This is a genomic window from Flagellimonas zhangzhouensis (genome assembly GCF_900102925.1).
Lineage (GTDB): Bacteria > Bacteroidota > Bacteroidia > Flavobacteriales > Flavobacteriaceae > Flagellimonas > Flagellimonas zhangzhouensis.
In genome coordinates, this window is record NZ_FNKI01000001.1 from 1,483,331 (window position 1) to 1,506,685 (window position 23,355).

21 protein-coding genes are annotated in these 23,355 nt (G+C 39.0%); 8 read left to right on the forward strand and 13 right to left on the reverse strand.

Annotated elements, in window-relative coordinates:
* The first annotated feature begins 179 nt into the window (after positions 1-179).
* Positions 180-1,799 (forward strand): carboxylesterase/lipase family protein, encoded by a 1,620-nt coding sequence (locus BLQ18_RS06480; RefSeq protein WP_090293566.1) that lies wholly within the window; start codon positions 180-182, stop codon positions 1,797-1,799.
* Between the two features lie 119 nt (positions 1,800-1,918).
* Here BLQ18_RS06480 and BLQ18_RS06485 read toward each other — a convergent pair whose 3' ends face one another.
* The gene (locus BLQ18_RS06485; protein WP_090293567.1) at positions 1,919-4,318 is read right to left on the reverse strand and encodes a hybrid sensor histidine kinase/response regulator; all 2,400 of its coding nucleotides are present in this window, start codon (positions 4,316-4,318) and stop codon (positions 1,919-1,921) included.
* Positions 4,319-4,535: 217 nt separating this feature from the next.
* Between BLQ18_RS06485 and BLQ18_RS06490 the strand changes: the two genes are divergently transcribed.
* The 4 genes from BLQ18_RS06490 (at position 4,536) to BLQ18_RS06505 (ending at position 7,328) form a co-directional block, all read left to right on the forward strand.
* Positions 4,536-4,979, forward strand: coding sequence for a YHS domain-containing (seleno)protein (locus BLQ18_RS06490; RefSeq protein ID WP_090293568.1), 444 nt, complete (start codon positions 4,536-4,538; stop codon positions 4,977-4,979).
* Between the two features lie 113 nt (positions 4,980-5,092).
* Positions 5,093-5,578, forward strand: a complete 486-nt coding sequence (locus tag BLQ18_RS06495; RefSeq protein ID WP_090293569.1) for a hypothetical protein — start codon at positions 5,093-5,095, stop codon at positions 5,576-5,578.
* Positions 5,566-6,282, forward strand: a complete 717-nt coding sequence (locus tag BLQ18_RS06500; protein WP_090293570.1) for an NRDE family protein — start codon at positions 5,566-5,568, stop codon at positions 6,280-6,282. The genes BLQ18_RS06495 and BLQ18_RS06500 overlap by 13 nt, the downstream gene beginning before the upstream one ends.
* A gap of 2 nt (positions 6,283-6,284) precedes the next feature.
* Positions 6,285-7,328, forward strand: a complete 1,044-nt coding sequence (locus BLQ18_RS06505) for a D-alanine--D-alanine ligase (protein ID WP_090293571.1) — start codon at positions 6,285-6,287, stop codon at positions 7,326-7,328.
* A 1-nt stretch (position 7,329) separates the two neighbouring features.
* Here the strand turns inward: BLQ18_RS06505 and BLQ18_RS06510 are convergent, their stop codons facing one another.
* The 4 genes from BLQ18_RS06510 to rpe all read right to left on the reverse strand — a co-directional run bounded on the left by BLQ18_RS06510 (position 7,330) and on the right by rpe (position 9,961).
* A complete protein-coding gene (locus BLQ18_RS06510; RefSeq protein WP_090293572.1) occupies positions 7,330-7,803 on the reverse strand; it encodes a glutathione peroxidase in 474 nt (157 codons plus the stop codon).
* A 5-nt stretch (positions 7,804-7,808) separates the two neighbouring features.
* Complete coding sequence (locus BLQ18_RS06515; RefSeq protein ID WP_217630568.1) at positions 7,809-8,234, reverse strand: DoxX family protein; 426 nt, start codon at positions 8,232-8,234, stop codon at positions 7,809-7,811.
* 81 nt (positions 8,235-8,315) lie between these two features.
* Positions 8,316-9,302 (reverse strand): YpdA family putative bacillithiol disulfide reductase, encoded by a 987-nt coding sequence (locus tag BLQ18_RS06520; RefSeq protein WP_090293573.1) that lies wholly within the window; start codon positions 9,300-9,302, stop codon positions 8,316-8,318.
* Complete coding sequence (rpe, locus tag BLQ18_RS06525) at positions 9,302-9,961, reverse strand: ribulose-phosphate 3-epimerase (RefSeq protein WP_090293574.1); 660 nt, start codon at positions 9,959-9,961, stop codon at positions 9,302-9,304. Before rpe ends, BLQ18_RS06520 begins: the two co-directional genes overlap by 1 nt.
* A gap of 362 nt (positions 9,962-10,323) precedes the next feature.
* Here rpe and BLQ18_RS06530 point away from each other — a divergent pair, with 362 nt between their 5' ends.
* On the forward strand, positions 10,324-10,875 hold the full coding sequence (locus BLQ18_RS06530; protein ID WP_090293575.1) for a conjugal transfer protein TraO: 552 nt from the start codon (positions 10,324-10,326) through the stop codon (positions 10,873-10,875).
* A 171-nt stretch (positions 10,876-11,046) separates the two neighbouring features.
* On the opposite strand, the gene BLQ18_RS06535 is transcribed toward BLQ18_RS06530, so the two are convergent.
* On the reverse strand, positions 11,047-11,910 hold the full coding sequence (locus BLQ18_RS06535) for a sigma-70 family RNA polymerase sigma factor (RefSeq protein ID WP_090293576.1): 864 nt from the start codon (positions 11,908-11,910) through the stop codon (positions 11,047-11,049).
* A 203-nt stretch (positions 11,911-12,113) separates the two neighbouring features.
* Here BLQ18_RS06535 and BLQ18_RS06540 point away from each other — a divergent pair, with 203 nt between their 5' ends.
* Positions 12,114-13,358, forward strand: coding sequence for an acyloxyacyl hydrolase (locus BLQ18_RS06540; RefSeq protein ID WP_090293577.1), 1,245 nt, complete (start codon positions 12,114-12,116; stop codon positions 13,356-13,358).
* Between the two features lie 59 nt (positions 13,359-13,417).
* Here BLQ18_RS06540 and BLQ18_RS06545 read toward each other — a convergent pair whose 3' ends face one another.
* From BLQ18_RS06545 to tamL, 5 genes are all read right to left on the reverse strand, one after another.
* Positions 13,418-15,643 carry a polyribonucleotide nucleotidyltransferase gene (locus BLQ18_RS06545; RefSeq protein ID WP_090293578.1) on the reverse strand — a complete coding sequence of 742 codons (2,226 nt, stop codon included), beginning with the start codon at positions 15,641-15,643 and terminating at the stop codon, positions 13,418-13,420.
* Positions 15,644-15,862: 219 nt separating this feature from the next.
* On the reverse strand, positions 15,863-16,132 hold the full coding sequence (gene rpsO, locus BLQ18_RS06550) for a 30S ribosomal protein S15 (protein ID WP_090293579.1): 270 nt from the start codon (positions 16,130-16,132) through the stop codon (positions 15,863-15,865).
* Between the two features lie 269 nt (positions 16,133-16,401).
* Positions 16,402-17,262 carry an acetyl-CoA carboxylase, carboxyltransferase subunit beta gene (accD, locus tag BLQ18_RS06555; protein ID WP_090293580.1) on the reverse strand — a complete coding sequence of 287 codons (861 nt, stop codon included), beginning with the start codon at positions 17,260-17,262 and terminating at the stop codon, positions 16,402-16,404.
* A 27-nt stretch (positions 17,263-17,289) separates the two neighbouring features.
* Positions 17,290-18,357 (reverse strand): class II fructose-bisphosphate aldolase, encoded by a 1,068-nt coding sequence (gene fbaA / locus BLQ18_RS06560; RefSeq protein ID WP_090293581.1) that lies wholly within the window; start codon positions 18,355-18,357, stop codon positions 17,290-17,292.
* 54 nt (positions 18,358-18,411) lie between these two features.
* On the reverse strand, positions 18,412-20,994 hold the full coding sequence (gene tamL, locus BLQ18_RS06565; RefSeq protein WP_090293582.1) for a translocation and assembly module lipoprotein TamL: 2,583 nt from the start codon (positions 20,992-20,994) through the stop codon (positions 18,412-18,414).
* Between the two features lie 24 nt (positions 20,995-21,018).
* Between tamL and BLQ18_RS06570 the strand changes: the two genes are divergently transcribed.
* Positions 21,019-21,738 carry a TrmH family RNA methyltransferase gene (locus BLQ18_RS06570; RefSeq protein WP_090293583.1) on the forward strand — a complete coding sequence of 240 codons (720 nt, stop codon included), beginning with the start codon at positions 21,019-21,021 and terminating at the stop codon, positions 21,736-21,738.
* A gap of 1 nt (position 21,739) precedes the next feature.
* Here BLQ18_RS06570 and porT read toward each other — a convergent pair whose 3' ends face one another.
* Both porT and ubiE read right to left on the reverse strand, forming a co-directional pair.
* Positions 21,740-22,438 carry a type IX secretion/gliding motility protein PorT/SprT gene (gene porT / locus BLQ18_RS06575; RefSeq protein WP_090293584.1) on the reverse strand — a complete coding sequence of 233 codons (699 nt, stop codon included), beginning with the start codon at positions 22,436-22,438 and terminating at the stop codon, positions 21,740-21,742.
* Positions 22,439-22,442: 4 nt separating this feature from the next.
* On the reverse strand, positions 22,443-23,171 hold the full coding sequence (ubiE, locus tag BLQ18_RS06580; RefSeq protein WP_090293585.1) for a bifunctional demethylmenaquinone methyltransferase/2-methoxy-6-polyprenyl-1,4-benzoquinol methylase UbiE: 729 nt from the start codon (positions 23,169-23,171) through the stop codon (positions 22,443-22,445).
* Positions 23,172-23,355 lie beyond the last annotated feature (184 nt).

Consider the following 23,355-nt stretch of genomic DNA (forward strand, 5'->3'; position numbering starts at 1 on the left):
AGCCCGAAAGCAATTTGCTTTCGGGCTTTTAAGTATTCATAAATATAACACTCGGTCAAAATGTGTTAAAAACCCCAAATAAAGGCAGCTACTTAATGGTTTACAAGCATTTGATAAATCTTCTCCTGAAATTTTAATTATTTTCATAGGGCATAAAATAAATTATCAAACTATTTCATATGAAAATTAAATCGAGTTTGCTATTCGCGATAGCATTGGTGTGTCTGTTTCCAAAACTGCATGCCCAAATTGAACTTCAAACAGGTAAAGATGTTGCCGTTACAGATACAGAATCTGGTAAGGTCCGTGGCTTTATTCGAAACGGAATTTATACCTATAAGGGGATTCCCTACGCAAAGGCTGAGCGATTTATGGCGCCCACTAAAGTGGATGCTTGGGAAGGAGTTCGTAGCTCAACGATGTATGGTCCCGTAGCTCCGTTATTGACTCCGACTACTTCAGTAATGGATGAGTCCGAATTTGTGTTCGACCACGATTGGGGATATACTAGCGAGGATTGTCTTCGTATTAATGTTTGGACACCTAACACAGATCAAAAGAAAAGACCTGTGCTATTCTGGATTCATGGTGGTGGTTACACTGCAGGTTCCAGTCAAGAATTGCCATCCTATGATGGTGAGAATTTGAGTAAAAAAGGGGATGTGGTGGTAGTGTCCATCAATCATCGATTAAACGTGCTTGGTTTCTTGGATTTATCCGCTTATGGAGAAAAGTATAAAACTTCAGCTAACAACAGTATTTTGGATATCGTTGCTGCTTTGGAATGGGTGAAAGCTAATATTTCCAACTTTGGTGGAGACCCAAACAATGTCACCATTTTTGGTCAATCAGGAGGTGGAGCCAAAGTGAACAATTTAATGGCCATGCCCAAAGCCAAGGGACTATTTCATAAAGCCATCAACCAAAGCGGGGCTATGCGTTCCAATATGTTGGAAAAGGAAGTTACGCAAGAAATTGGTACGGAAGTATTGAATCAATTAGGTTTATCAGCTGACCAAGTGGATCAATTGCAAACCATCCCATTTGAACAATTAAGCGCAGCAAGTTCAAAGGCGTTGCAAGTGGTTGGTGAAAAAATGAAAGCGGAAGGAAAACCAGTTATCGGTATGGGTTCCTTGAATTGGGGCCCAAGTCATGACGGTAATGTTTTTCCATATCAATTGCTTTCGGATGAGGCTTTCGAATTGTCCAAAGACATCCCGCTTCTGATCGGGACCACTAAAAATGAGTTTACTCCATTTGCCAACGGTCGCTTTTTTAATGCTTCGGAAGAGGAAATCATGGCACATATCAAAAATACCTACAAGGACAAAGCTGATGATTATTTGGCGGCGGTTAAAAAGGCATATCCTAACGATACCAAACCATCAGATCTGTTGGACATAGATGCCATGTTCCGTCCAGGTGCCGTTTTTCAAGCCAACAGAAAATCTGCATTAAAAGGTGGTGCTCCAGTATATATGTATTTGTTTACTTGGCAATCACCCGTGTTTGATGGGAAATACAAGTCATTGCACTGTATGGAACTCCCATTTGTTTTTGATAATATTGAAAGAGCCGTTCAAATGACAGGCGGTGGAGAAAAGGCACATATTTTGGCTCATAAAATGAGTCAAGCTTGGATCAATTTTGCGAAAACTGGTGATCCAAATCATGATGCTTTGCCAGTGTGGCCCGTTTACAATGCCACGGATACGCACACTATGTTTTTAGATGAAGAATGCTTTGTTTCCCCTCAAAGGGATAAGGAATTTTTAAAATTGGTAACAGGTTCTTAAAGTTGATTTTATACCTAAAATATAAAAAGCGTGTCCCTATTGGAGTACGCTTTTTTTTTTGCTTTTATAAATAAATGACCATGTACCTCGTACTTAAAAAGAACTACGTTTTTAAAAGATTAAGCTACTTTCTCACTGTGTTTTGCAAAGCAGTGTTTGTTGATTTTGGAGAACAATAATGGCCCATTAACAGGCTTGGTGACCAAATCATTAGCGCCAAGTTCAAATATTTTCTTGCGGGTTGCACTGGTATTGTCAGCGGTAAGGACAATTATGGGGATGTCTGATGGACATTGCGCATTTCCACTTCTAATAATGGAAGTGGTTTCAAAACCGTCCATTTCGGGCATTTGTAAATCCATTAAAATGAAATCGAAAGATTTGGTCTTCAGTATTTCCAATGCTTCTTTGCCATGGTTTGCGATAATTAGGTTTACATCTCCCCAGTTCTTTTTGAACAGTAATTTTACCACGGTTTGGTTCATCTTATTGTCCTCAACCAAAAGGACATTAGTTGTCCCCAATTTTTTATCGAAAGACGGTATAATTTGTGCCTCATTTACAAGTGCAATATCCTCGTCAATTTCAAAACTTAAGTTTAGTTCACAAATAGTTCCTTGTTGGTGATTATTTCTGAATTGGACATCGCCATTCTGCAAATCAACATAGGTTTTTACAATATAGAGTCCCAATCCCAATCCACTGAACTCTCGTTTATCCCTAAAGGATTTCTTTGTGAAAGATTCGAATATAGTACTCATTTTTTCTTTCGAAATGCCAATTCCAGTATCACTTATGGTGAAAGAAATGGTGGCCTTACCATTGATTTTTTTGCAATCTATTTGTGTGTACACACCACCTTGATTGGTAAACTTAATGGCATTGTCCAAAATATGGTTGAGAATTTGTACTAGTTTACCCTTGTCTCCTACAATTCTTGCGGGTAGCTTATCTGAAATGGTGGAAGCAAACGCCAGATCTTTGGATATCGCTTTTCTCTCTTGGGTATTTAGCACCCTGTTCAAGGTGGATTTTAAATCGAAAGGAATCTCTTTAAGTTCTTGATCTCCTTTTTCTATTACCGTAAAATCAAGAATATCCTCAATATAACCCAATAGATTTTTCGAGGAGCCAAGGATCATCTTGCATTTTTCTTCCAGATTTTCTTCCTCTTTATTTTCTTGTAATGATGTGGCAACACCCATAATTAAATTAAGTGGTGTCCTAAGTTCATGACTGATGTTGGACAGAAAGGACGATTTAATTTCGTTCATGTCTTCTGCCCTTTGGAGTGCCAATAATTGATTGTGTTCATTTTCCATTCGGAGGTTACGGATTCTATTGCTCATGGATATGGATAAAAAGATAATCTCCAACCCAATACCGAACTTAGTTCCATTACTCGTAAAAAATGAATTTTCTATGGTATTGAAATTATTAAGGATAAAGACCACAAAACCAGAAATTAGAAAAGTGACACCAATAATAAAATAGATATCCACCTTTTCCTTTTTAACCTTTAAAGTTACTATGGCACTGATCATGTGGATCAAAACCAAAATACCAATGGCGTTGGCGTATGGATAGCAACTTTTAAATAAACTTGGGACAGCAGCTAAAATTAAGGTGCCAATTATAATCCCAGCACTAATGGCCTTGTTGGCAACATGCAATACGGGGCTGTTTTTTTTTAGGTTTAGGAAGATGTCTCCATATTTCCCAAAAAAGAACAAGGAAATAAAAGCGGTAAGTAAAACTGCTCTATCAGACAACCAACCTCCTTGGGGCGTAAAATATTGATGAAAAAAACCATCCAATGAAAACTGCATCAATGCTATAAAAAGCACGTATAGGGCATAGTAAATAAAAGCTCTGTCCTTTAAGGCAAAAAAGAAGAACAGATAGATAATACTCGCCAATATCAAAATACCATAAAAGAACCCATAGAAAACCTGTTCTTTATAAGTAAGCCTAAAAAAGCTATTCTCAGAATAAAGGTTCATGGGAAGCATCACAACTTCGCCATCACTTTTAAGATGAATATAAGCCTGTAGTTTTTGATTTGGCTCCAGTGCTATGTCAAAAATTGATTTTCTATGCTGAATAGTTTTTTCGGCAAAGGGTATTTTATCACCACTATATTGTTTCTGCACCTCACCTGTAGCATCAATCAGGTATAGGTTTACTATATCCGTTATGGGTCTTGCAGTTTCCAAATAGTACTGGGAATACTTATCGGTAGGATTCTCCAAAGTGAAAGACATCCAATAATGATCATTGGTAAAACCCAAGTTTTCCTTTAAACTGGAAAGTGGAACAAAATTGAGGTTAGGATTGTTCCTTATTTCTTCGAAACTATAGTCCTCTTGCCCCGCTAAAAATACCGAGGTTTTTGAACGAAGTGAAATAGCATCAGAACCAAGATCACTCTCATTAAATTGAGCATTGGAAACAAATGAAAATAACAATAAAAGGGCATTAAGCCATGCAATAGAGGTTGGGGGAATTATAAAGCGCATTAAGCAGGTATTATTGAATCCACCTTTTGGGGAAGTGTCATCAAGTTAGTTGGTTTGTTTTAGAAACGGTGCTTTTGCTTTAATAGTGCACTGAAGTGTCTGGAACTACCATCCTTTAGACGTAATCCAAAAAAATATCGGTGAACAGCAAAAAATGTTGAAAGGAATCTGCTTTACCTTGGACTAAACAAACCAATACTTTAAAAAATCAATCAAAATGAAAAATTGGGTGGTACTGCTTTTATTGATCTCGGGTGTTTATGGTTATGCCCAAACTATAGATTACAATACCAAAAAAGGTTTTGCCGCCAATGGATATGATGTGGTCTCTTATTTTGATGGAATGGCGGTTGAAGGCAAAACAGATTTAACAGCCGTTTATGATGAGGTAAACTACAAGTTTTCCAGTGTTGACAATTTGAAAAAGTTCAAAAAGAATCCCCAAGCTTTTTTACCGCAATACGGCGGGTATTGCGCTTATGCTGTTGCCGTAAATGGAAAAAAAGTCAATATAAATCCCGAAACTTTTGAAATTAGGGATGGGAAACTGTACCTGTTTTACAATCAAGGCAAAAACAACACCTTGCAATTTTGGTTGGATGAATCACCAAACAAACTAAAAGACCAAGCCAATAAAAATTGGGAGAAAATTAAAAATTAATGAAAGGTAAAAGTGAATTGGGCATGCAGGATACATTGAATATTCTTTCTATCTTATGCTGATATAGCTTAAACCAAATAGCACAAATCAATCTAAAAACAACCTTAATATACATGTTCAAACCCTCGTTGGAAACCCTAGAGCAATTCAAGCAAGTACTTTTGACTTTGCCCTTAAATTGTTACTCCCAAAAATGCAGTGTACTTTCCGATGCCACCATTGGGCAGCATACTAGACACGTAATAGAGCTCTATTTTTGTTTGATTCAGGGATATGAATCCGCTGACGTATCTTATGATCATAGACAACGAGATTTAAGAATTGAGCAAGATTTATCCTTTGCTTTGGAAAAATTGAGCCTAATTCAGTCCCAGCTTCAACAGCCCAATAAGAATTTGAAAATCACTTATGAGTTGGAGGGCGAGACCACTTGTTTGGATTCCAATTATTATCGCGAAGTCATGTACAATTTGGAACATACCATTCACCATCACGCCTTGATCAAGGTCGGAATCGAACAGCTAACAGGACAGGAGCTGCCAACTTCATTTGGGGTTGCACCCTCAACCATGCAATACAGAAAAACATGTGCACAGTAAGTTTTGTTTCTTCGCAAGGTCAATATGTTATCACTTCCAATCGAGATGAGCATATTTCCAGACCTTTAGCGCATCAGCCCAAAGAAGAAACTATAGGTGCGGTAAAGGTGCTTTTCCCAAAAGATCCCAAAGCAGGAGGTACTTGGTTTGCCTTAAATGAGAATGGTGCAGTTGGAGTATTGCTCAACGGGGCTTTTGTAAACCATCAAATGGGCGGTGCCTATGCCAAAAGTCGTGGACTTATTTTACTGGATATCATAAGTTCGGAAAATCCATTGGCTTTTCTAAAGGAGCTGGAGCTATACCAAATTGAACCCTTTACTTTGGTGCTTTTTGATGCAAGCTTAGTTGAATTTCGTTGGGATGGCAATCAAAAATATTTTAGACCCTTGGATAAGACCCAAAACCATATTTGGGCCTCGGCCACGCTATATTCCGATGAAACTATTCAACAAAGGGCGCAATTGTTTGATAAATTTCAAGAAACCACCACAGCTATTGGCGCTTCGGAAGTTCTGGATTTTCATTCCAATAACCACAATGACTTTGAAAATGGATTTATCATTGATAGGGAATCAGGACTAAAAACATTTAGTGTGACTCAGGCGGTTTTGGGAGATGACCAGATTTTGATGAAACACTTGGATCTATTGAACGATAAAGTTTTTGATGTGCTCTTTTCTGCTGGAGAACTCACTTTTTAATAATGGAACGTTTACAACTTACTTGGCATCGGATCACCCATTGGGAGTATTGGCCCTTTTGGTTGATTTATTATCCCATGTTCCCAGTTTGGTTGTATTATTCCATTAAGGCAAGGTCCATTTTCTATTTTAATGCTGCCAATCCTGGAATGAAAAACGGAGGTATGGCTATGATTTCCAAAAAGGAAATCTACGATATGATTCCTGATCAATACATCCCGAAAACCATATTTTTCCCCGAGAATGAGTCAGTAGATACAGCCTTGGAACGTATTTTGGCTTCTGAAATAGGTTTTCCATTTATTGCAAAGCCCAATATTGGGATGAAATCCTTTGGGGTGGAAAAAATTCATGATAAAGAAGCATTCCAGAAATACGTAGCTTGGTCTCCATCCGATTTTTTGGTTCAGGAACTTATCCCATACTCTAAAGAAGTTGGGATTTTTTATGTGAGAAAACCAGATGAAGAGATAGGGAAAATTACAGGCATTGTATCCAAAGAATTTTTATCTGTGACTGGTGATGGCAAACAAAGTATTTTGGAATTAATCAAAGCAAATCCAAGAAGTCATTTTCAATTAAAGGCATTACAGAATAAGTTTGGAGACACACTGCAAAGCGTATTGAAAATGGGAGAGGAGTTTATTTTGGTACCATATGGAAGTCATACCCGAGGGGCTAAATTTGTCGATATCAGTAATAAAATAAATACTGATTTGGTGAATGCCATTGATGAGGTTTGCCAACGAATTCAAGGGTTTCATTATGGTCGGCTAGATGTTTTGTACCATTCCTTTGAAGACCTTTCCAAAGGAAAAAACTTTAGCATTATCGAAATTAACGGAGCAGGAGGGGAGGCTACCCATATTTATGACCCCGAGCATTCATTGTTTTGGGCTTGGAAGGAAGTTGCCCGACATTGGGGGATGCTTTGTGAAATAAGCATGCTCAACCATCAAAATGGTCATCCGTATCTCAGTTTTAAGGACGGCAGAACCATGCTCAAGGAATCTGGGGCGCTACAGGCGAAGTTGAAAATGGCCTAACCTACAAAATCCCCTTAATGTAATCTTCCATAGCCTCAGGTTCGGTTACAGGTGCAAAGCGCTTAACAGGTTTTCCGTTTTTATCGATGACAAATTTGGTAAAATTCCATTTGATTTTACTCCCTAACAAACTACCTAGTTTCGATTTTAAGAATTTGAATATTGGATGCGCATTTTTTCCATTTACGTCAACTTTGGCAAACATAGGGAAACTCACTCCATAATTCACTTGGCAAAATTCACTGATTTCACTCGCTTCACCAGGCTCTTGATTCCCAAATTGATTGCAGGGAAAACCCAGAATTTCCAAACCTTGGTCTTTGTATTTTTCATAAAGCGATTCCAAACCTTTGTATTGGGGAGTGAATCCACATTTGCTGGCCGTATTTACCACAATCACAGTTTTGCCTTTATAGGTTTCCATTTTTTCAGGGGAACCATTCAATCGCTTTGCTTCAAAGTTGTAAAATTCCATAACTGCTATTTTTGTTTGTTCAAAAGATGTACAAGTGCTCCAGTGGACCAAAGTGACCAAAGAATCAATACGGGCTGAAAAAATAGACGAACCAATCGCTTAAGGTCAGTATCCAGTCCAAAAGCATCAATGCTATTGGTGTATTGTGAAATGTTTCCAGGGAAGATCAAAACATAGAAAATGGCCAATATGATACCAACTTTCACTTTGTATTTGAACAAAATGACCATGGCAAGGCCTAAGAGAATTTCAACAACGCCAGACGCTACCACCACAAAATCCATAAAAGTATCGCTGGTAGGTAACCATCGGGGCACTTGGGCTTGAAATTCTTCGCGTTGAAAGGTTAGGTGGCCAATACCTGCCAGTATCATCAATAATCCGAGGATGACCCTACAAACATTTTGAGTGAAACTAGTTGAAATTTTCATTTGAAAGCTTTTTCGGTTTCCCTTAAAGATAATCATATCTAAAAGGAAGCCTTTTCGAAAAGCTACAAATGTTGACTCAATTTAGGAATTTTTTCCCGCTAACTCCATTTTATGCTTAATGGTATTCATGATAATTGGAGCATGGATACGTGAGTTTTCGATAAACCATTTATGGGTTTCCATGCCACCACAGATAACTCCTGCCAAAAATAAACCATCAACATTGGTTTCCATGGTTTCTGGGTCGTAGGTAGGCAATCGTTTTTCATCGTCGGAAAGTGCGATGCCGAGTTTTTCCAAAAATTCAAAATTGGGCATATAGCCTGTCAAGGCCAAAACAAAATCGTTTTCAAAAGTAACTTCCCCATCTTCCGTGTTTATGGTGATTTTATGTGGTTCTATTTCCTTAACGGTAGAATTATAGTACGCTTTAATACTTCCTTCCTCAATTCGGTTTATGATGTCGGGACGCACCCAATATTTTACACGTTGCCCTACTTCTGGACCTCGAATGATCAAGGTGACTTCGGCCCCTTTTCTCCAACATTCCAATGCGGCATCAATGGCAGAATTGCTGGCACCGATAACTGCCAATTTTTGACTGGCATAAAAGTGAGGGTCGTTATAGTAATGGGAAACTTTAGGTAAATCTTCCCCAGGAACATTCATGGTATTGGGCAGGTCATAGAAACCTGTTGCAACCACTACATTTTTTGCACGGTACTCATCCTTTTCTGAAATGACTTGGAAGTAGTCGCCTTGTTTTTCAACTTTTTCCACTTTCTCAAAAAGATGAATATTAAGTTGGTTTGAAGTCACGATTCTTCGGTAGTATTCCAAAGCTTCGTTTCGCTTGGGTTTGGCCTCTTTGCTGATAAATGGGATTTCATCAATCTCCAATTTCTCCGAAGAAGAGAAGAACTGCATGTTCATCGGGTAATTGAACAAGGAGTTTACAATCGGCCCTTTTTCAATAATAATATAGCTCAATCCTTGTTTTTTGGCTTCCAAACCACAGGCAATACCAATAGGTCCACCTCCAATAATTACAACATCAAACTCCTGCATTATGCTATTTCTACTTTTAAATCTTTAATGGTTTCTGTTGGATTTTCACTTTTGAAAACAAAACTGCCTGCCACCAAAACATCGGCACCTGCCTCTATCAATTTTTTTGCATTGTCCACATTCACACCACCGTCGATTTCGATGAGTGTATTGGCATTCTTGCTTTGGATAAGCTGTTTTAGGTCTTTTACCTTTTGATAAGTGTTTTCGATAAAGGATTGCCCTCCAAACCCTGGATTCACGCTCATCACAATCACAATATCTATATCCTGAATGGTATCTTCCAAGAGTTTTACTGAATTATGTGGATTAATGGCCACCCCTGCTTTCATGCCCTCGGCCTTAATAGCTTGAAGCGTTCTGTGCAAATGCGGGCAAGCTTCGTAATGAACGGTCAAATGATTTACGCCCAAATCGGCAAAGGTTTTAATGTATTGATCGGGGTTAACGATCATTAAGTGAGTGTCCAATGGTTTTTTAGCATGTTTTGCAATAGCTTGAATCACGGGCATTCCAAAGGAAATATTTGGGACAAAGACCCCGTCCATCACATCCAAATGAAACCAGTCGGCCTCACTTTGGTTCACCATTTCAATATCTCGTTGTAGGTTGGCAAAATCGGATGCCAATAGCGATGGGGCAACATATTTTTTATCCATAGTACAAATTTAGCCAAATATCAATTTACAATGAACAATTTACAATGAGCAATAAGCAATTAACAGTTAACAATTAACTGTGAACAATGATAAATTAGTTTTTCAATTTTCCTTAACCCTTAACCCTTAACCCTTAACCCTTAACCCTTAACCCTTAACCCTTAACCCTTAACCCTCAACCCTCAACCCCTGTGCCGTTCCTCGAATAATTCGAAGCCATCAATTGATTGTACCATTTTTTGGCTAATATTGTGGTAGACTTATCCCTCAAGTGATAGGTTTTTTCTTCAACCTTAAAGGGCCGCCAACCTCAGGCCCCAGATTTTAGTTTATAGTTCTTGCTACCCAAATCTTCAAAAGGAATGAAGAAGAAATATATATTTTCACTCTTGGTGTTCGGACTTTTAATGGTTTCCGCCCAAGAAATTATGGCTCAACGCAGTTATTTGTCTGTGGCTTTTAATCCAAGTTACCGTACCAATGGTTATGGTTTAAATTTGTTGGTGAACCATTATCATAATGCTACTGATTATTGGCATGTGTCGCTTTCCATGGTTAATTCAAAGGAACAACCAGATTCCAGTATTGAGTTTCCATACACCGATTATTTGATGAATGTAGGTTATTTTAAAACGGTCATATCTCGTCCTAATCGTGGTTTTTACATTTATGTGGGAGGTGGTTTGTCTGGAGGTTATGAGTACATCAACAAAGGGGAATCGTTTACTAAGTTTGGCTATACCATTCCCGAAAGTGGTATGCTTTATGGCGTTTTTGTTTCTTTTGAGATGGATTTTTACCTCACGGATGCTCTTTCATTGTATGTTCCTGTAACGGGTTATTACCATGTGAATAGTAAAGTGGATGAATCCTTTGCTGTAGTAGGGGCAGGGGTTCGGTATTTCTTTAAATAAAATAGGAAAGTATATAAATGAAAAAACTCCGGTAATCAGCCGGAGTTTATTCATCAATCAAAAAACGAACAGTCATGATAAACTGTTATATCTTACTAAATTACAACTTTCCTGCCAAAAATCAAATTTAAGGATAGTTTAACTGTAATTTTTTAGCGTAATATTCACACTTTAACCTAAATAGGTCTTCAAAATTTTACTTCTTGAGGTATGTTTTAGGCGTCGGATTGCTTTTTCTTTAATCTGACGAACCCTTTCACGGGTCAAATCGAACGTCTCTCCGATTTCTTCCAAAGTCATGGAATGTTGACCTGCCAATCCGAAGTAAAGTCTGATTACATCGGCCTCACGAGGAGTCAAGGTCTCTAAAGCGCGTTCAATTTCGGTACGCAAAGATTCGTGCAAAAGATCTTTGTCTGGGTTTGGAGATTCACCACTACGCAATACGTCGTAAAGGTTAGAATCCTCACCATCGATCAAAGGTGCATCCATGGATACGTGACGACCTGAGTTCTTTAACGATTGTTTCACATCTTCCACGGTCATGTCCAATTCTTTGGCAATTTCCTCAGCAGATGGGGTACGCTCGTGTGCTTGCTCCAAGAAAGCAAATGTTTTATTGATCTTGTTGATGGAACCAATCTTGTTCAATGGCAAACGCACAATACGTGATTGCTCCGCCAAAGCCTGTAGAATGGACTGACGAATCCACCAAACGGCGTAAGAAATAAATTTAAATCCACGGGTTTCATCAAAACGTTGTGCTGCCTTGATCAATCCCAAGTTACCCTCATTGATCAAATCGGGTAGGGTAAGTCCCTGGTTTTGGTATTGCTTTGCAACAGAAACCACGAACCTAAGGTTTGCTTTAGTTAATTTTTCCAAGGCTATTTGGTCTCCCGCTTTAATACGCTGTGCCAACTCCACCTCCTCATCGGCAGTGATCAAATCTACCTTACCGATTTCCTGCAAATATTTGTCCAACGATGCGGTTTCCCTATTGGTAACCTGTTTTGTAATCTTTAACTGTCTCATCTATTTTTCCCTTCAATTATATTTTAGAGCTAGAGCTCATAAGGTTATACGTAGAAAAACGTGAAAAGTTACAATTTGATAAAATTTATTTTATTTTTTTGGTTTCAAACACCTGTCAAAACTAACATTGGTTATATTCAGCGCTTATTTACATCATAAAATGTTAAAAATTTAGTTAACGTAAAGGAATTCAAATTATATAGATGAGATTTATCATCCGTTTTGTTTTTACTTTCTTTTGTTTGATTTCCGTTTCTACATGGGCACAACAAGAGCTGCCTAAAAATTATGGTTATTTAGGGTTTGATGTTTATGTAGGCATGTTGGGCAACTCCAACAGCGAATTTCCTGAGCATGGAATACAAAAAAGCTTGTTCTTTAATGTGGGACAGTTTGGATCGAAAGAACCCAAATATTGGCGGTATCACCTTAATGGCCCAAAAACAGGAATTTCACTTGGGTTTACCGATCTAGGAAACAAAGATGCGTTGGGCTATGCCTACAGTGTAATGCCCTATGCGGAGTTTTCATTGTTTCCCAAAACCTTGGATGGTTTTAGTTTGTGGGTGTCGATGGGTGGTTCTTACATGACAAGACGGTACAATAAAGAAACCAATCCTTATAATAAAGGAGTTTCCACAAGATTAAATTGGTCCTATAATTCATTTTTATACTATACCCTTTTAAAGAATAGATCAACCAACTGGCGCATGGGGGTGGGATATGCTCACCATTCCAACGGGCATACTCGCAAACCAAATAGGGGCTATAATTCAGTTCTTTGGGGAACCTCTATCAATTTTAAAAATGAAGCGATAATTCCTATCGAGAGAGATCCTAAGGAATACCCTAAAGTTTTGGAATGGTATTATACTGGAAGGTTTGGAGTGGGCCAGAATTCCTTTTCCGATATTTTTAATGATAAGGAAGAGGTGTTTGCCGTGGCTTTTTCTGCAGGAAAAATTATAAACAGAACATTTAAGTTTGGAGTTGGGTTGTATTATAATTTTTACCGACACTATTACAACTACATCAAGAATGAAGAAACCTTAGTTCGAACCCAAGAACCCCAATTCACGGAAAGCCCCATAATTAGTGCTTCGGCCTTGGGGATTTCAGGTAGTGCGGAATTGTTGTTGAGCCATGTTGGGATGGAACTTAATGTAGGGCTGAACTATTACAAACCCTTTTATAAAATAGATTGGCAATTGAATGAGGGGTATACCTATTTTCCCAATGGGGAAGAAGAGATTGTACTCGGAGAACTCGATGGTTATTACAATATAAAGCGATTGGTTTCTAGCAGAATGGGTTTAAAATATTATTTGTTGGATACGGATAAAGCACCCAAACATAACTTTTTTGTGGGGGCTTTTATCAATGCGAATTTGGGACAAGCGGACTTTAGCGAGTTTACGTTTGGATATGTTCGAAGATTCAATTTGTAAAAAGGCATAAAAAAAAGCCCGTTCCCAAGAACGAGCTTTTACTATAATTTCAAGAAGCTTTAGTCTCTTCTTGGTTTTCTATCTCGGTTTCCACCTCTTCGGTCTCCACCACCTCTACGATCGTTACCTCTATCATTTCTTGGAGGTCTTTCTACGTAACCTTCAGGTTTTGGTAACAAGGCTTTTCTTGATACCTTTTCCTTTTTGGTTCTTGGATCTATACCGAAGTATTTCACATCGAATACATCCCCCATGTTTACTACATCGGATACATTTTCTGTGCGTTCCCAAGCCAATTCAGATACGTGAAGCAATACTTCGTTACCTGGAGATTCGGTGTATTCCACTACAGCACCAAAATCCAACATTTTGATCACTTTAACTTCGTACACACTACCAACTTCTGGCTTGAACATCAAAGAATCAATCTTGGCCAAAACCATATCGATGCCATCTTGATCAGTACCCAAGATTTCCACGATACCTTCTTCGGTCTCTGGATCTTCGTTGATCACAATCGTAGTATTGGATTTCTTTTGAAGGTCTTGGATAACCTCTCCACCTTTACCAATAAGGGCACCAATATATTCACCAGGAATAATTCTGGTAATGATTTTCGGAGCGTAAGACTTAACTTCCTCACGTGGAGCTTCAATGGTATCGGTTAGTTTTTCCAAAATATGTAACCTGCCATCTTTGGCCTGCATCAAAGCTTTTACCAAGATCTCGTAAGAAAGACCTTTTACTTTGATGTCCATTTGGCAAGCAGTAATACCATCGGCAGTACCGGTTACTTTAAAGTCCATATCACCCAAGTGATCTTCATCACCCAAGATATCGGAAAGCACCGCATATTTTCCTGTTTCAGTATCGGTGATCAATCCCATTGCAATACCAGAAACTGGTTTTTTCAACTGAACACCAGCATCCATCAATGCCATTGTACCTGAACATACGGTTGCCATAGAAGAGGAACCATTGGATTCCAAAACTTCAGAAACCACACGTACGGTATAAGGGCAATCAGCAGGAATCATACCCTTAAGGGCACGTTGCGCCAAGTTCCCGTGACCTACCTCTCTTCGGGAAGTACCACGAATTGGACGGGCTTCACCTGTTGAGAAAGGAGGGAAGTTGTAATGCAAATAGAATGTTTCTTCACCCTCGTAAGATGGCATATCAATTTGATTGGCCTCTCTAGAGGTTCCCAAAGTAACTGTTGCCAATGCTTGTGTTTCACCACGAGTAAAGATGGCAGAACCGTGAACGGATGGTAAATAATCAATTTCGCACCAGATTGGACGAATGTCTGTGGTTTTACGACCATCCAAACGAAGACCTTCTTCCAGTGTTAGATCGCGAACAGCAGCTTTTTCGGCTTTATAGAAATATTTGGAAACCAAATCTCCAAAATCTTCCAACTCCTCTTCCGAGAATGTTGCGATAACTTCTTCTTTAATGGCTTCAAATGCTGCACTACGCTCATGCTTGGATGAACCAGCTTTTGCTATGGCATACACTTTATCATAAGTAAGATCGTGTACTTTTTTGGCCAAGTCTTCATCTTCTCTTTCTGGCTCGTACTCACGAACTTCTTTCTTTCCGAATGCTTCCGCTAGTTTTACCTGAGCTTCACATTGTACTTTAATGGCTTCATGGGCAAATTTGATGGCCTCTACCATTTCCTCTTCAGAAATCTCACTCATCTCACCTTCCACCATCATTACAGAATCGGCAGATGCGCCAATAACCATATCAATGTCAGACTCGTTCAATTGAGCTCTCGTTGGGTTAATGATCAATTCACCATTGATTCTACCAACACGAACTTCTGAAATAGGACATTCAAAAGGGAAATCTGAAAGTTGGATGGCTGCAGAAGCGGCCAAACCTGCCATTGCATCTGGCATAACGTCATCGTCATGAGACATTAATTGAATCATCACCTGAGTTTCTGAGTGATAATCTTTTGGGAACAAAGGTCTCAAAACCCTGTCCACCAAACGCATGGTCAAAACCTCGCCATCGCTCGGTCTTGCTTCGCGCTTAAAGAAACCGCCAGGATAACGACCTGCTGCGGCAAATTTTTCTCTATAATCTACAGTCAGTGGTAAAAAGTCCACATCGGCAGCTTTATAGTTGGAGACAACTGTACATAACAACATACATTTGCCAGACTGGACAACGACAGAACCATGGGCCTGTTTTGCCAATTTTCCTGTTTCGATAGAGATTTCCCTACCGTCACCAAGGTCAATGACCTCCTTAAAAGTTTTTGGAATCATAAAAATAATGTTACCTCACCCAAAGGGTGTGGTTGTTAAACATTTGGTCTACCGCCATCCGGGCGGTCGGGTTGTGTTGTTGTTGTGTTGTGCCTTGGGCACTGACCAATGAAAAACTATTTGAAGCTTTTTGTGTTTGCCCAATTTCTCTCGGGACTTGTATTTCGTTGGAACACGTCCAACTAAAACAAAGGGGAAGCCAAAGCCTCCCCTTAATTTTTATTTTCTGATACCTAGTTCCTTAATTAGAGAACGGTATTTTTCAATATCTTTTTTCTTTAGGTAATCCAAAAGACTACGTCTTTTACCTACCAATGCCACCAAGGAACGCTCAGTACCATAATCTTTGTGGTTCCTTTTAAGGTGTTGTGTCAAGTGGTTGATACGGTGTGTAAACAAAGCAATTTGTCCTTCCGTAGAACCAGTGTTGCTCTCAGAGCCGCCGAATTTCTTGAAAATTTCAGCTTTTACTTCTTTGGTTAAATACATTCCAATATTTATTTAAATGATTATTATGTATTGATTGTCTATCAATCAGCGTGCAAAGATAATTCTTTTTTTGAATTCACCATGTTTATAAATAACCTTTTAAAGGTTTAATATTCATGGTTTTCAATATAAAACGATTGGAAAAGAGTTTTGTTTTGTCATTCCGAACTTGTTTCGGAATCTCATCAAATTGATTTCCTATTATAATGAGAACCTGAAACCAGTTCAGGTTGACAAAAAATGTAAAAGCCCCGAATTCGGGGCTTTTTTTATGCTCTTACGGGTTGATTCGTAATTAGATCTATGTAAAGGTTGACCTTTTTCTTCAAATCCCTACGGTGGGAAATGAAATCCAAGAACCCATGCTCTTTTAAGAATTCTGCCGTTTGGAAACCTTCGGGAAGGTCTTTACCAACAGTATCTTTAACAATACGTGGTCCTGCAAACCCGATCAATGCGCCTGGTTCGGCAATGTTGATATCTCCCAGCATAGCATATGAAGCTGTGGTTCCACCCGTAGTTGGGTCTGTACACAACGAAATATATGGGATTTTGGCTTCAGCCAATTGTGCCAATTTCACTGAGGTTTTTGCCAACTGCATTAATGAAAGTGCAGCTTCCATCATCCTTGCTCCACCTGATTTGGAAATCATCAAGAAAGGAATCTTTTTCTTTTTGGCCACATCGATGGCTCTAGAAATTTTCTCTCCAACAACACTTCCCATAGATCCACCGATAAAGGCGAAATCCATACAGGCTACCACCAAATCTTTTCCGTTGGATTTTCCAATGGCAGTTCTCACAGCATCGTGCAATCCCGTTTTTGATTCGGCTGCTTTAAGACGTTCAGAATATTTTTTGGTATCCACAAATTTTAAGGGATCCTTTGACGACATTTTTATATCAAGTTCTTTGAACTTGTTGTCATCGAAAAGTATCTCAAAATATTCCTTACTTCCAATTCTTACGTGGTAATCATCTTCTGGGCTAACATAGAAGTTTTTGGCCAAATCCTCCGCTTCAACAATTTTACCCGTTGGGGATTTGTACCATAACCCCTTAGGGGTGTCTTTTTTTTCTTCTGTTAGGGTCTGTATTCCTTTTTCCTTTCTTTTAAACCAAGACGACATGCAATCAAAATTTAGTTATACAGAAAATTATAAAGAGTTTACGTTGTTCAAATCCTCGAAGGCTTTTTTCAAACGTGCACTAAAAGTTTTTTCTCCTTCACGAAGCCAAACACGTGGATCGTAGAATTTTTTGTTGGGTTGGTCATCCCCATCAGGGTTGCCAATTTGTGCTTGAAGGTAATCACCTTTTCCTTGGATGTAATCTCTTACTCCTTCCAAGAATGCATATTGAAGGTCGGTATCGATGTTCATTTTGATTACACCATAACCAATGGCTTCTCTGATTTCTTCCAAAGTAGATCCAGAACCACCATGGAATACAAAATCGATATGATTTTCTTTAACTCCATATTTTTCAGAAATAAACTCTTGGGAGTTTTTCAAGATTTTTGGAGTCAATTTTACATTTCCAGGTTTGTATACCCCGTGAACGTTACCAAATGCAGCCGCAATAGTGAATTTTGTGCTCACTTTTGATAGTTCTTCGTAAGCAAATGCTACTTCTTCGGGTTGCGTATATAGTTTGGAATCGTCAACATCTGAATTGTCAACTCCATCTTCCTCACCACCTGTGATTCCCAATTCGATCTCCAAGGTCATATCCATTTTGCTCATACGCTCAAGATACCCTTTGCAGATTTCGATATTTTCTTCAATCGGCTCTTCTGAAAGGTCGATCATGTGAGAACTGAACAAGGATTTTCCTGTGGCTTTGTAATGCTCTTCGCTGGCATCCAAAAGGCCGTCGATCCAAGGCAATAATTTTTTTGCACAGTGGTCAGTATGAAGAATTACGGTTGCCCCGTAGGCTTCAGCCAATTGGTGTACGTGTTTTGCTCCAGCTACAGCTCCTAAAATGGCGGCTTTTTGTCCGTCGTTGGACAATCCTTTACCAGCATTAAATTGTGCCCCACCATTTGAAAATTGGATGATAACAGGTGAATTCAATGCAGCAGCGGTTTCCATTACGGCATTTACGGTATCAGAACCGATTACGTTTACAGCTGGAAGCGCATAACCGTTGGCTTTTGCGTGCTTAAAAATTTCTTGGACTTGATCTCCGGTTGCTACACCCGGCTTTATGTTGTGGGACATAATTAAGATGGTTTCGAGTTAAAATTAGGAAACAAAAGTAATAAATTATTTACTCTAGAAGGGATAATTGATACCTATATTAAAGGTGGAGTTTTTAAAGTTGTACCCATCGAACCAACGATCGGAACCAACTTTACCGGGATTAAAGGTCTTGAATCCCAGGTCTAACCTAAATACGAAATAGGTGAAATCGTAGCGTAGACCAAACCCGTTACCTAATGCTATGTCAGCCAGAGAGTCTATTCCACTAAAAATGGCATCGGGATTATTTTCATTATCAAAGACATTCCAAATGTTTCCAGCATCGGCAAATAGGGCACCTTTAAGATCGCCCACCAATGGAAAACGGTATTCGAGGTTGAAGGCCAATTTAAGGTTAGCTTCATTAAAATCGTTAACATTCATGGTTTTACCTGGACCCAATTCATATGCATTCCAAGCTCTGTTGTCGTTGGAACCACCTGCAAAGTAACTGCGAACAAAAGGAATGCTGTTTGAATTGCCATAGGGGATAGCTATCCCGGCAAAACTTCTAAATGCGATTACCTGAGATTCTCCAACGCGCCAGTGGCGGATGTAATCAAACTCGGTTTTTACATACTGGGAGAAAGGCACTCCAAAGACCAAATTCTGTCCTGAATCGTTCTTGTTGTAGGGCACAACATTGGCTACAAGTGCCAACATGCCACCTGCACTTTCTACTTTTATTCGATACTGGTAAAAATCAAGATCGTTAATATCACTTTTGCTATTCTTGGTATGGGAGAAGTTACTAGCAAATATGAGGTTGTTTTCGGTCAATCGAACTCTTCGCTCTTCAATACTATTAACTTCATCGTATTCCTCGGATGTTACTGGGATAGATCCATTCAATACGTCATCCGCGAAGGTGTTGGCCCCGTTAGGAATATCTAAAAATTGGTCGCCGTTATCATCTACTTCAAAGTAGTCATCATATTGTGAATCACCCTTAAACTGATCAGCTATGTCATCTAGATTGGAGAAGGTGTTTCGGTAAACATTATAAAAGTTATCGGGGTTTACGTTGCGCACGAACTCAACATTCAACAATTCAAAATTGTTTTTATGAAGGTTGGTCGGTGACCAATTATAAGAAAGTACCGAATTTAAGGATTGTTTGTCCAAGCCTATGTTCCTTTGGAAATTGGTACCTGCCAACAATCGTGTTTGGGGCAACATATAATAAGGAATAACCTTTTCGGTCTTAAACGGAAACCAAATTCTCGGAAATGTAATATTGATATCACCTCCAATTTCGGAAGTGAAGGTTTCGTTGGACAGGGAAGCGTCGCTCAACAAACCAATAGATCCTCTGGCGGAAACATTTAAGGTTTCCGCTCCGCCGAATACGTTTCGGGTGATCACTGAAGTACTAAAAGCAGTACCCACTTGCTGAATGTTGGAGTGGGTGATGTCAAAATTCATGTTCAGCGAATACTTCGGTTTTGCAGCCAAATAAATATTGGACACCAGTTCGGTTTGGGTCGAATCTGGAATAAAATCGATGTTGGGATACTTAAACGTATTCAGGTTGGTAATTTGGCGGTAGGTGCGTAAACGGTCCAAATCCCGATAAATACTGTCTTTGGTGAAAAATATGGCATCGGTAAGGGCCTTGGGTTTATACCGAAGCTTATTGCTGTAATAGATATTGTAGTTGTCGTATTCCAACACTTGCAAAGAATCGGCTGCACCATAAATGTCGTAATCGGCGTAAATGTTGATTTTTTTGATGCGCGCAACCCTGTAATTCGTGGTGGTGTCAACACCATTGGAGCTGCTCCTGAATTTTTTGATGTTCAATTGAATGTCCAACAACTGATCATTGGCATCTAGTGTAGTATCTCTTAAAATATCATAGTTTATGGAGCTTTCCTGAAAGTTGTAAACCCCCGAATTCCGAAATAAGGAAGTCAATCGCTCTCGCTCCAAGGTGAACTTCTCCAAATCGAACTGTTCTCCCTCCCTAACATAACTTTTTTTGGCAGACAATTTATAAATGGAATCCAATTCTGGGGATGCAATATTTTTTTGAATTGAATCTACAATATAGGGCTTGCTAAGGTTGACCTTATAATGCAGCTCGGCTCGTTTTTCACGTTTGCCTTCCACAATTTCATAGGTGGCTGCACTGTTGAAATATCCTTTGGTGTTGTAATAGGCCTCCAATCTCTTTACAGACTTGTTGGTCTTTGCCGTGTCAATTACTGCAGGAGGTTCTCCGATCCGTTTTAAAAATTCACTTGAACCTTTCACCAAAAAAGATTCACGAAGTCGATTTACCTGCTTTGCGGAAAGGAAATTATTAAGTCGTTTTTCTCTTTTTTCTTTTCTGTGCAGCCAATCATTAAAAGAAGAGTCGGGATTTTCTTTGGCAAGATTGTACAAGTTCAAGCGCAGCGGATAACCTAAAACACTGCTATTGGGTTTTTGACCTATAAGTCCTTTAATTTCGCTATCGGTCACTTTTTCCTCATCAACAAAAATGGAATTTTTGGTCAGAAGTAATTCTTCATCCTCCACCTTTTTTAAGGTATTGCACCCCGATATGCCGAACAAAAGCAACAATAACCCTATTTTTGCTCTGTTGTACAATAGACCTAAAGAACCCCTCATAGACGTCAAAAATACACGATTTAGATGGTTACAAAAAACCAAATTAAACTAGTTGTAAGCCTAAAGCAAAAAAAGTACCGATCTCAACATGGGCTATTTGTTGTTGAGGGTGAAAAAGTTGTAAAGGAGCTTTTACATGAAGGTGTTCAACCTTACCTTATTTTGGTGGACGACCCTGCAAAAGTCAATAGATTTGAAGGTTCTGAGTTGGTCGATTCCAAGGTGCTGAAACAAATGAGCAGCCTTTCGCAACCCAATGGAGTTTTAGGCGTTTTTTATATTGAAAAAGTTTCGGATAGCTCAAAAGTTGATTGGGTAGTAGTGTTGGATGCTGTTCGTGACCCAGGGAATTTGGGAACCATTATCCGTCTTTGCGATTGGTTCGGCATCAAACAATTGATCTGTTCGCAGGATACTGTAGATTGTTACAATCCAAAAGTGTTGCAAGCTACAATGGGTTCTATTGCTCGGGTTCAAATCAGCTATCTGGATTTAGTTGATTATTTAAAGGAAACAGAAAAACCCGTATATGGTGCTTTTATGGATGGTGAATCTGTGTATAGCGAAGAAATTCCACAAAGTGGAATACTGGTCATGGGAAATGAGGCCAATGGTGTTTCCGATGAAGTAAATCAAATGGTCACTAAAAGAATCTCAATTCCTCAATTTGGAGAAACTACTACGGAAAGTCTAAATGTAGCCACCGCAACGGCAATTCTTTTAAATGAAATAAGAAGAAGCTAGTTTACTCGAAAGTAAAGTTGATGAAAATACCTCGGGTACGCATGGCGTTGATATTTCCCGTCCATGGACTATCTGGATTGTTATCGGGAACCAACTCGTCCGTTAAGGCAAAAACTCCTCGAATAGATGGGGTGAACTTAAAGTATTCGGTGTAAAAATCGATACCAAAACCAATTTCGTAACCATATACATTCTTTTTCATCCGAAATTCGCCTGTACTGTTATCATCCAAACTATCCTCCTTGGCGCCTAAGTTCATGGATGTATAAACACCACCAATAATAAATGGCTTCCAGTTGCCAATTCTTCGGGTGCTGGCCTTTAACAATAATGGAAAACGGATGTATGTGGATCGTACCTCGCGAAGTGCATCGTTCTCATTGGAAAAACCAGGAAAACCTAAAGTTCTGGCCGTATAAAGTAGTCCAGGTTCAAAACGCGCATCCAAAAATTCATTGATTCGAAGCTCTCCGATCAGCCCAACATTAAATCCAAAAGTTTTATCCACCAAAACATCACGGCCAATATCATCCTTGTATTCAAATTGAAAATCATATTGGTTAAAACCAAGATAGTACCCCCAGTTAAGAAGATATTTATCCTCGTTCTGCAGATTTAAAATCGGGTCTTTGCCAAATTGGGCATTTGAAGTTGGACTGGCCAAAACAAGTAGTCCAAATAGAATGAGAAAATTTTTCATTAAACTATTTTGAGGCGACATAAATGGTTGCTACACCCATGGTTTGTGGTTTGTTCTCTATTCCTATAAACCCAATTTTGCCCAAAATATTGTTGAAAGCCTCTCCATGTGGAAAAACAGACGCCGATTCGCTCAAATATGCATAGGCCGATCTGTCTTTTGAAAATAATCTGCCGATGTTCGGTAAAATGTATTTGGTGTAAAAGCGGTACCCTTGTTTAAAAGGAGTTTTGGTAGGTACTGAAGTTTCCAAAACCAAAAAATGTCCATCTGGTTTTAACACACGATAAATTTCCTGTAGGCCTTTTTCGAGGTTTTCAAAGTTTCGAACTCCAAAAGCAACCGTGATGGCATCAAACGAATTGTCTTCAAAAGGTAGATTTTCACTATCGCCCACCACCATTTCAATGGTTTTGTCCAGTTTTTTGTCGGCAACCTTTTTCTTTCCAACCTCTAACATGCCTGGGGAAAGATCTAAACCAACAATTTTTTCTGCCCCTGTCTGGTTCAAGGCAATGGCCAGATCACCTGTCCCAGTGGCAATGTCCAAAATGTTTTTTGGAGATTTATCGGTTAAAAAAGCAACGATTCTTTTACGCCATTTAATGTCTGTTCCAAAGGAAATCACCCTGTTCAGTCCATCATAATTGCCCGAAATATTATCGAACATTTGCTTCACCTGTTCTTTCTTACCGAGTTGGGATTCTTTATATGGGGTCACTTTTTCCGACATGGCTTTAATTTGCTGGCAAATATACAACTTCGGAATAAGGGACGGAGACTAAAATATTTGTGTAATTTTGCCCACCAAATGAACTATTGAAGCCTATTGGACTAAAAATATGTCATTTAGCCGGCCATAACCCACTGAATTGTTTTTAGAACCAATACATTTGAAAAAATTTAAAAACATCATA

What these genes read in the sequence shown, in the direction of transcription:
- BLQ18_RS06480 (WP_090293566.1), top strand. Translation starts at nt 180, where the DNA reads ATGAAAATTAAATCGAGTTTGCTATTCGCGATAGCATTGGTGTGTCTG.
- BLQ18_RS06485 (WP_090293567.1), bottom strand. Translation starts at nt 4,318, where the DNA reads ATGCGCTTTATAATTCCCCCAACCTCTATTGCATGGCTTAATGCCCTT.
- BLQ18_RS06490 (WP_090293568.1), top strand. Translation starts at nt 4,536, where the DNA reads ATGAAAAATTGGGTGGTACTGCTTTTATTGATCTCGGGTGTTTATGGT.
- BLQ18_RS06495 (WP_090293569.1), top strand. Translation starts at nt 5,093, where the DNA reads ATGTTCAAACCCTCGTTGGAAACCCTAGAGCAATTCAAGCAAGTACTT.
- BLQ18_RS06500 (WP_090293570.1), top strand. Translation starts at nt 5,566, where the DNA reads ATGTGCACAGTAAGTTTTGTTTCTTCGCAAGGTCAATATGTTATCACT.
- BLQ18_RS06505 (WP_090293571.1), top strand. Translation starts at nt 6,285, where the DNA reads ATGGAACGTTTACAACTTACTTGGCATCGGATCACCCATTGGGAGTAT.
- BLQ18_RS06510 (WP_090293572.1), bottom strand. Translation starts at nt 7,803, where the DNA reads ATGGAATTTTACAACTTTGAAGCAAAGCGATTGAATGGTTCCCCTGAA.
- BLQ18_RS06515 (WP_217630568.1), bottom strand. Translation starts at nt 8,234, where the DNA reads ATGAAAATTTCAACTAGTTTCACTCAAAATGTTTGTAGGGTCATCCTC.
- BLQ18_RS06520 (WP_090293573.1), bottom strand. Translation starts at nt 9,302, where the DNA reads ATGCAGGAGTTTGATGTTGTAATTATTGGAGGTGGACCTATTGGTATT.
- rpe (WP_090293574.1), bottom strand. Translation starts at nt 9,961, where the DNA reads ATGGATAAAAAATATGTTGCCCCATCGCTATTGGCATCCGATTTTGCC.
- BLQ18_RS06530 (WP_090293575.1), top strand. Translation starts at nt 10,324, where the DNA reads ATGAAGAAGAAATATATATTTTCACTCTTGGTGTTCGGACTTTTAATG.
- BLQ18_RS06535 (WP_090293576.1), bottom strand. Translation starts at nt 11,910, where the DNA reads ATGAGACAGTTAAAGATTACAAAACAGGTTACCAATAGGGAAACCGCA.
- BLQ18_RS06540 (WP_090293577.1), top strand. Translation starts at nt 12,114, where the DNA reads ATGAGATTTATCATCCGTTTTGTTTTTACTTTCTTTTGTTTGATTTCC.
- BLQ18_RS06545 (WP_090293578.1), bottom strand. Translation starts at nt 15,643, where the DNA reads ATGATTCCAAAAACTTTTAAGGAGGTCATTGACCTTGGTGACGGTAGG.
- rpsO (WP_090293579.1), bottom strand. Translation starts at nt 16,132, where the DNA reads ATGTATTTAACCAAAGAAGTAAAAGCTGAAATTTTCAAGAAATTCGGC.
- accD (WP_090293580.1), bottom strand. Translation starts at nt 17,262, where the DNA reads ATGTCGTCTTGGTTTAAAAGAAAGGAAAAAGGAATACAGACCCTAACA.
- fbaA (WP_090293581.1), bottom strand. Translation starts at nt 18,357, where the DNA reads ATGTCCCACAACATAAAGCCGGGTGTAGCAACCGGAGATCAAGTCCAA.
- tamL (WP_090293582.1), bottom strand. Translation starts at nt 20,994, where the DNA reads ATGAGGGGTTCTTTAGGTCTATTGTACAACAGAGCAAAAATAGGGTTA.
- BLQ18_RS06570 (WP_090293583.1), top strand. Translation starts at nt 21,019, where the DNA reads ATGGTTACAAAAAACCAAATTAAACTAGTTGTAAGCCTAAAGCAAAAA.
- porT (WP_090293584.1), bottom strand. Translation starts at nt 22,438, where the DNA reads ATGAAAAATTTTCTCATTCTATTTGGACTACTTGTTTTGGCCAGTCCA.
- ubiE (WP_090293585.1), bottom strand. Translation starts at nt 23,171, where the DNA reads ATGTCGGAAAAAGTGACCCCATATAAAGAATCCCAACTCGGTAAGAAA.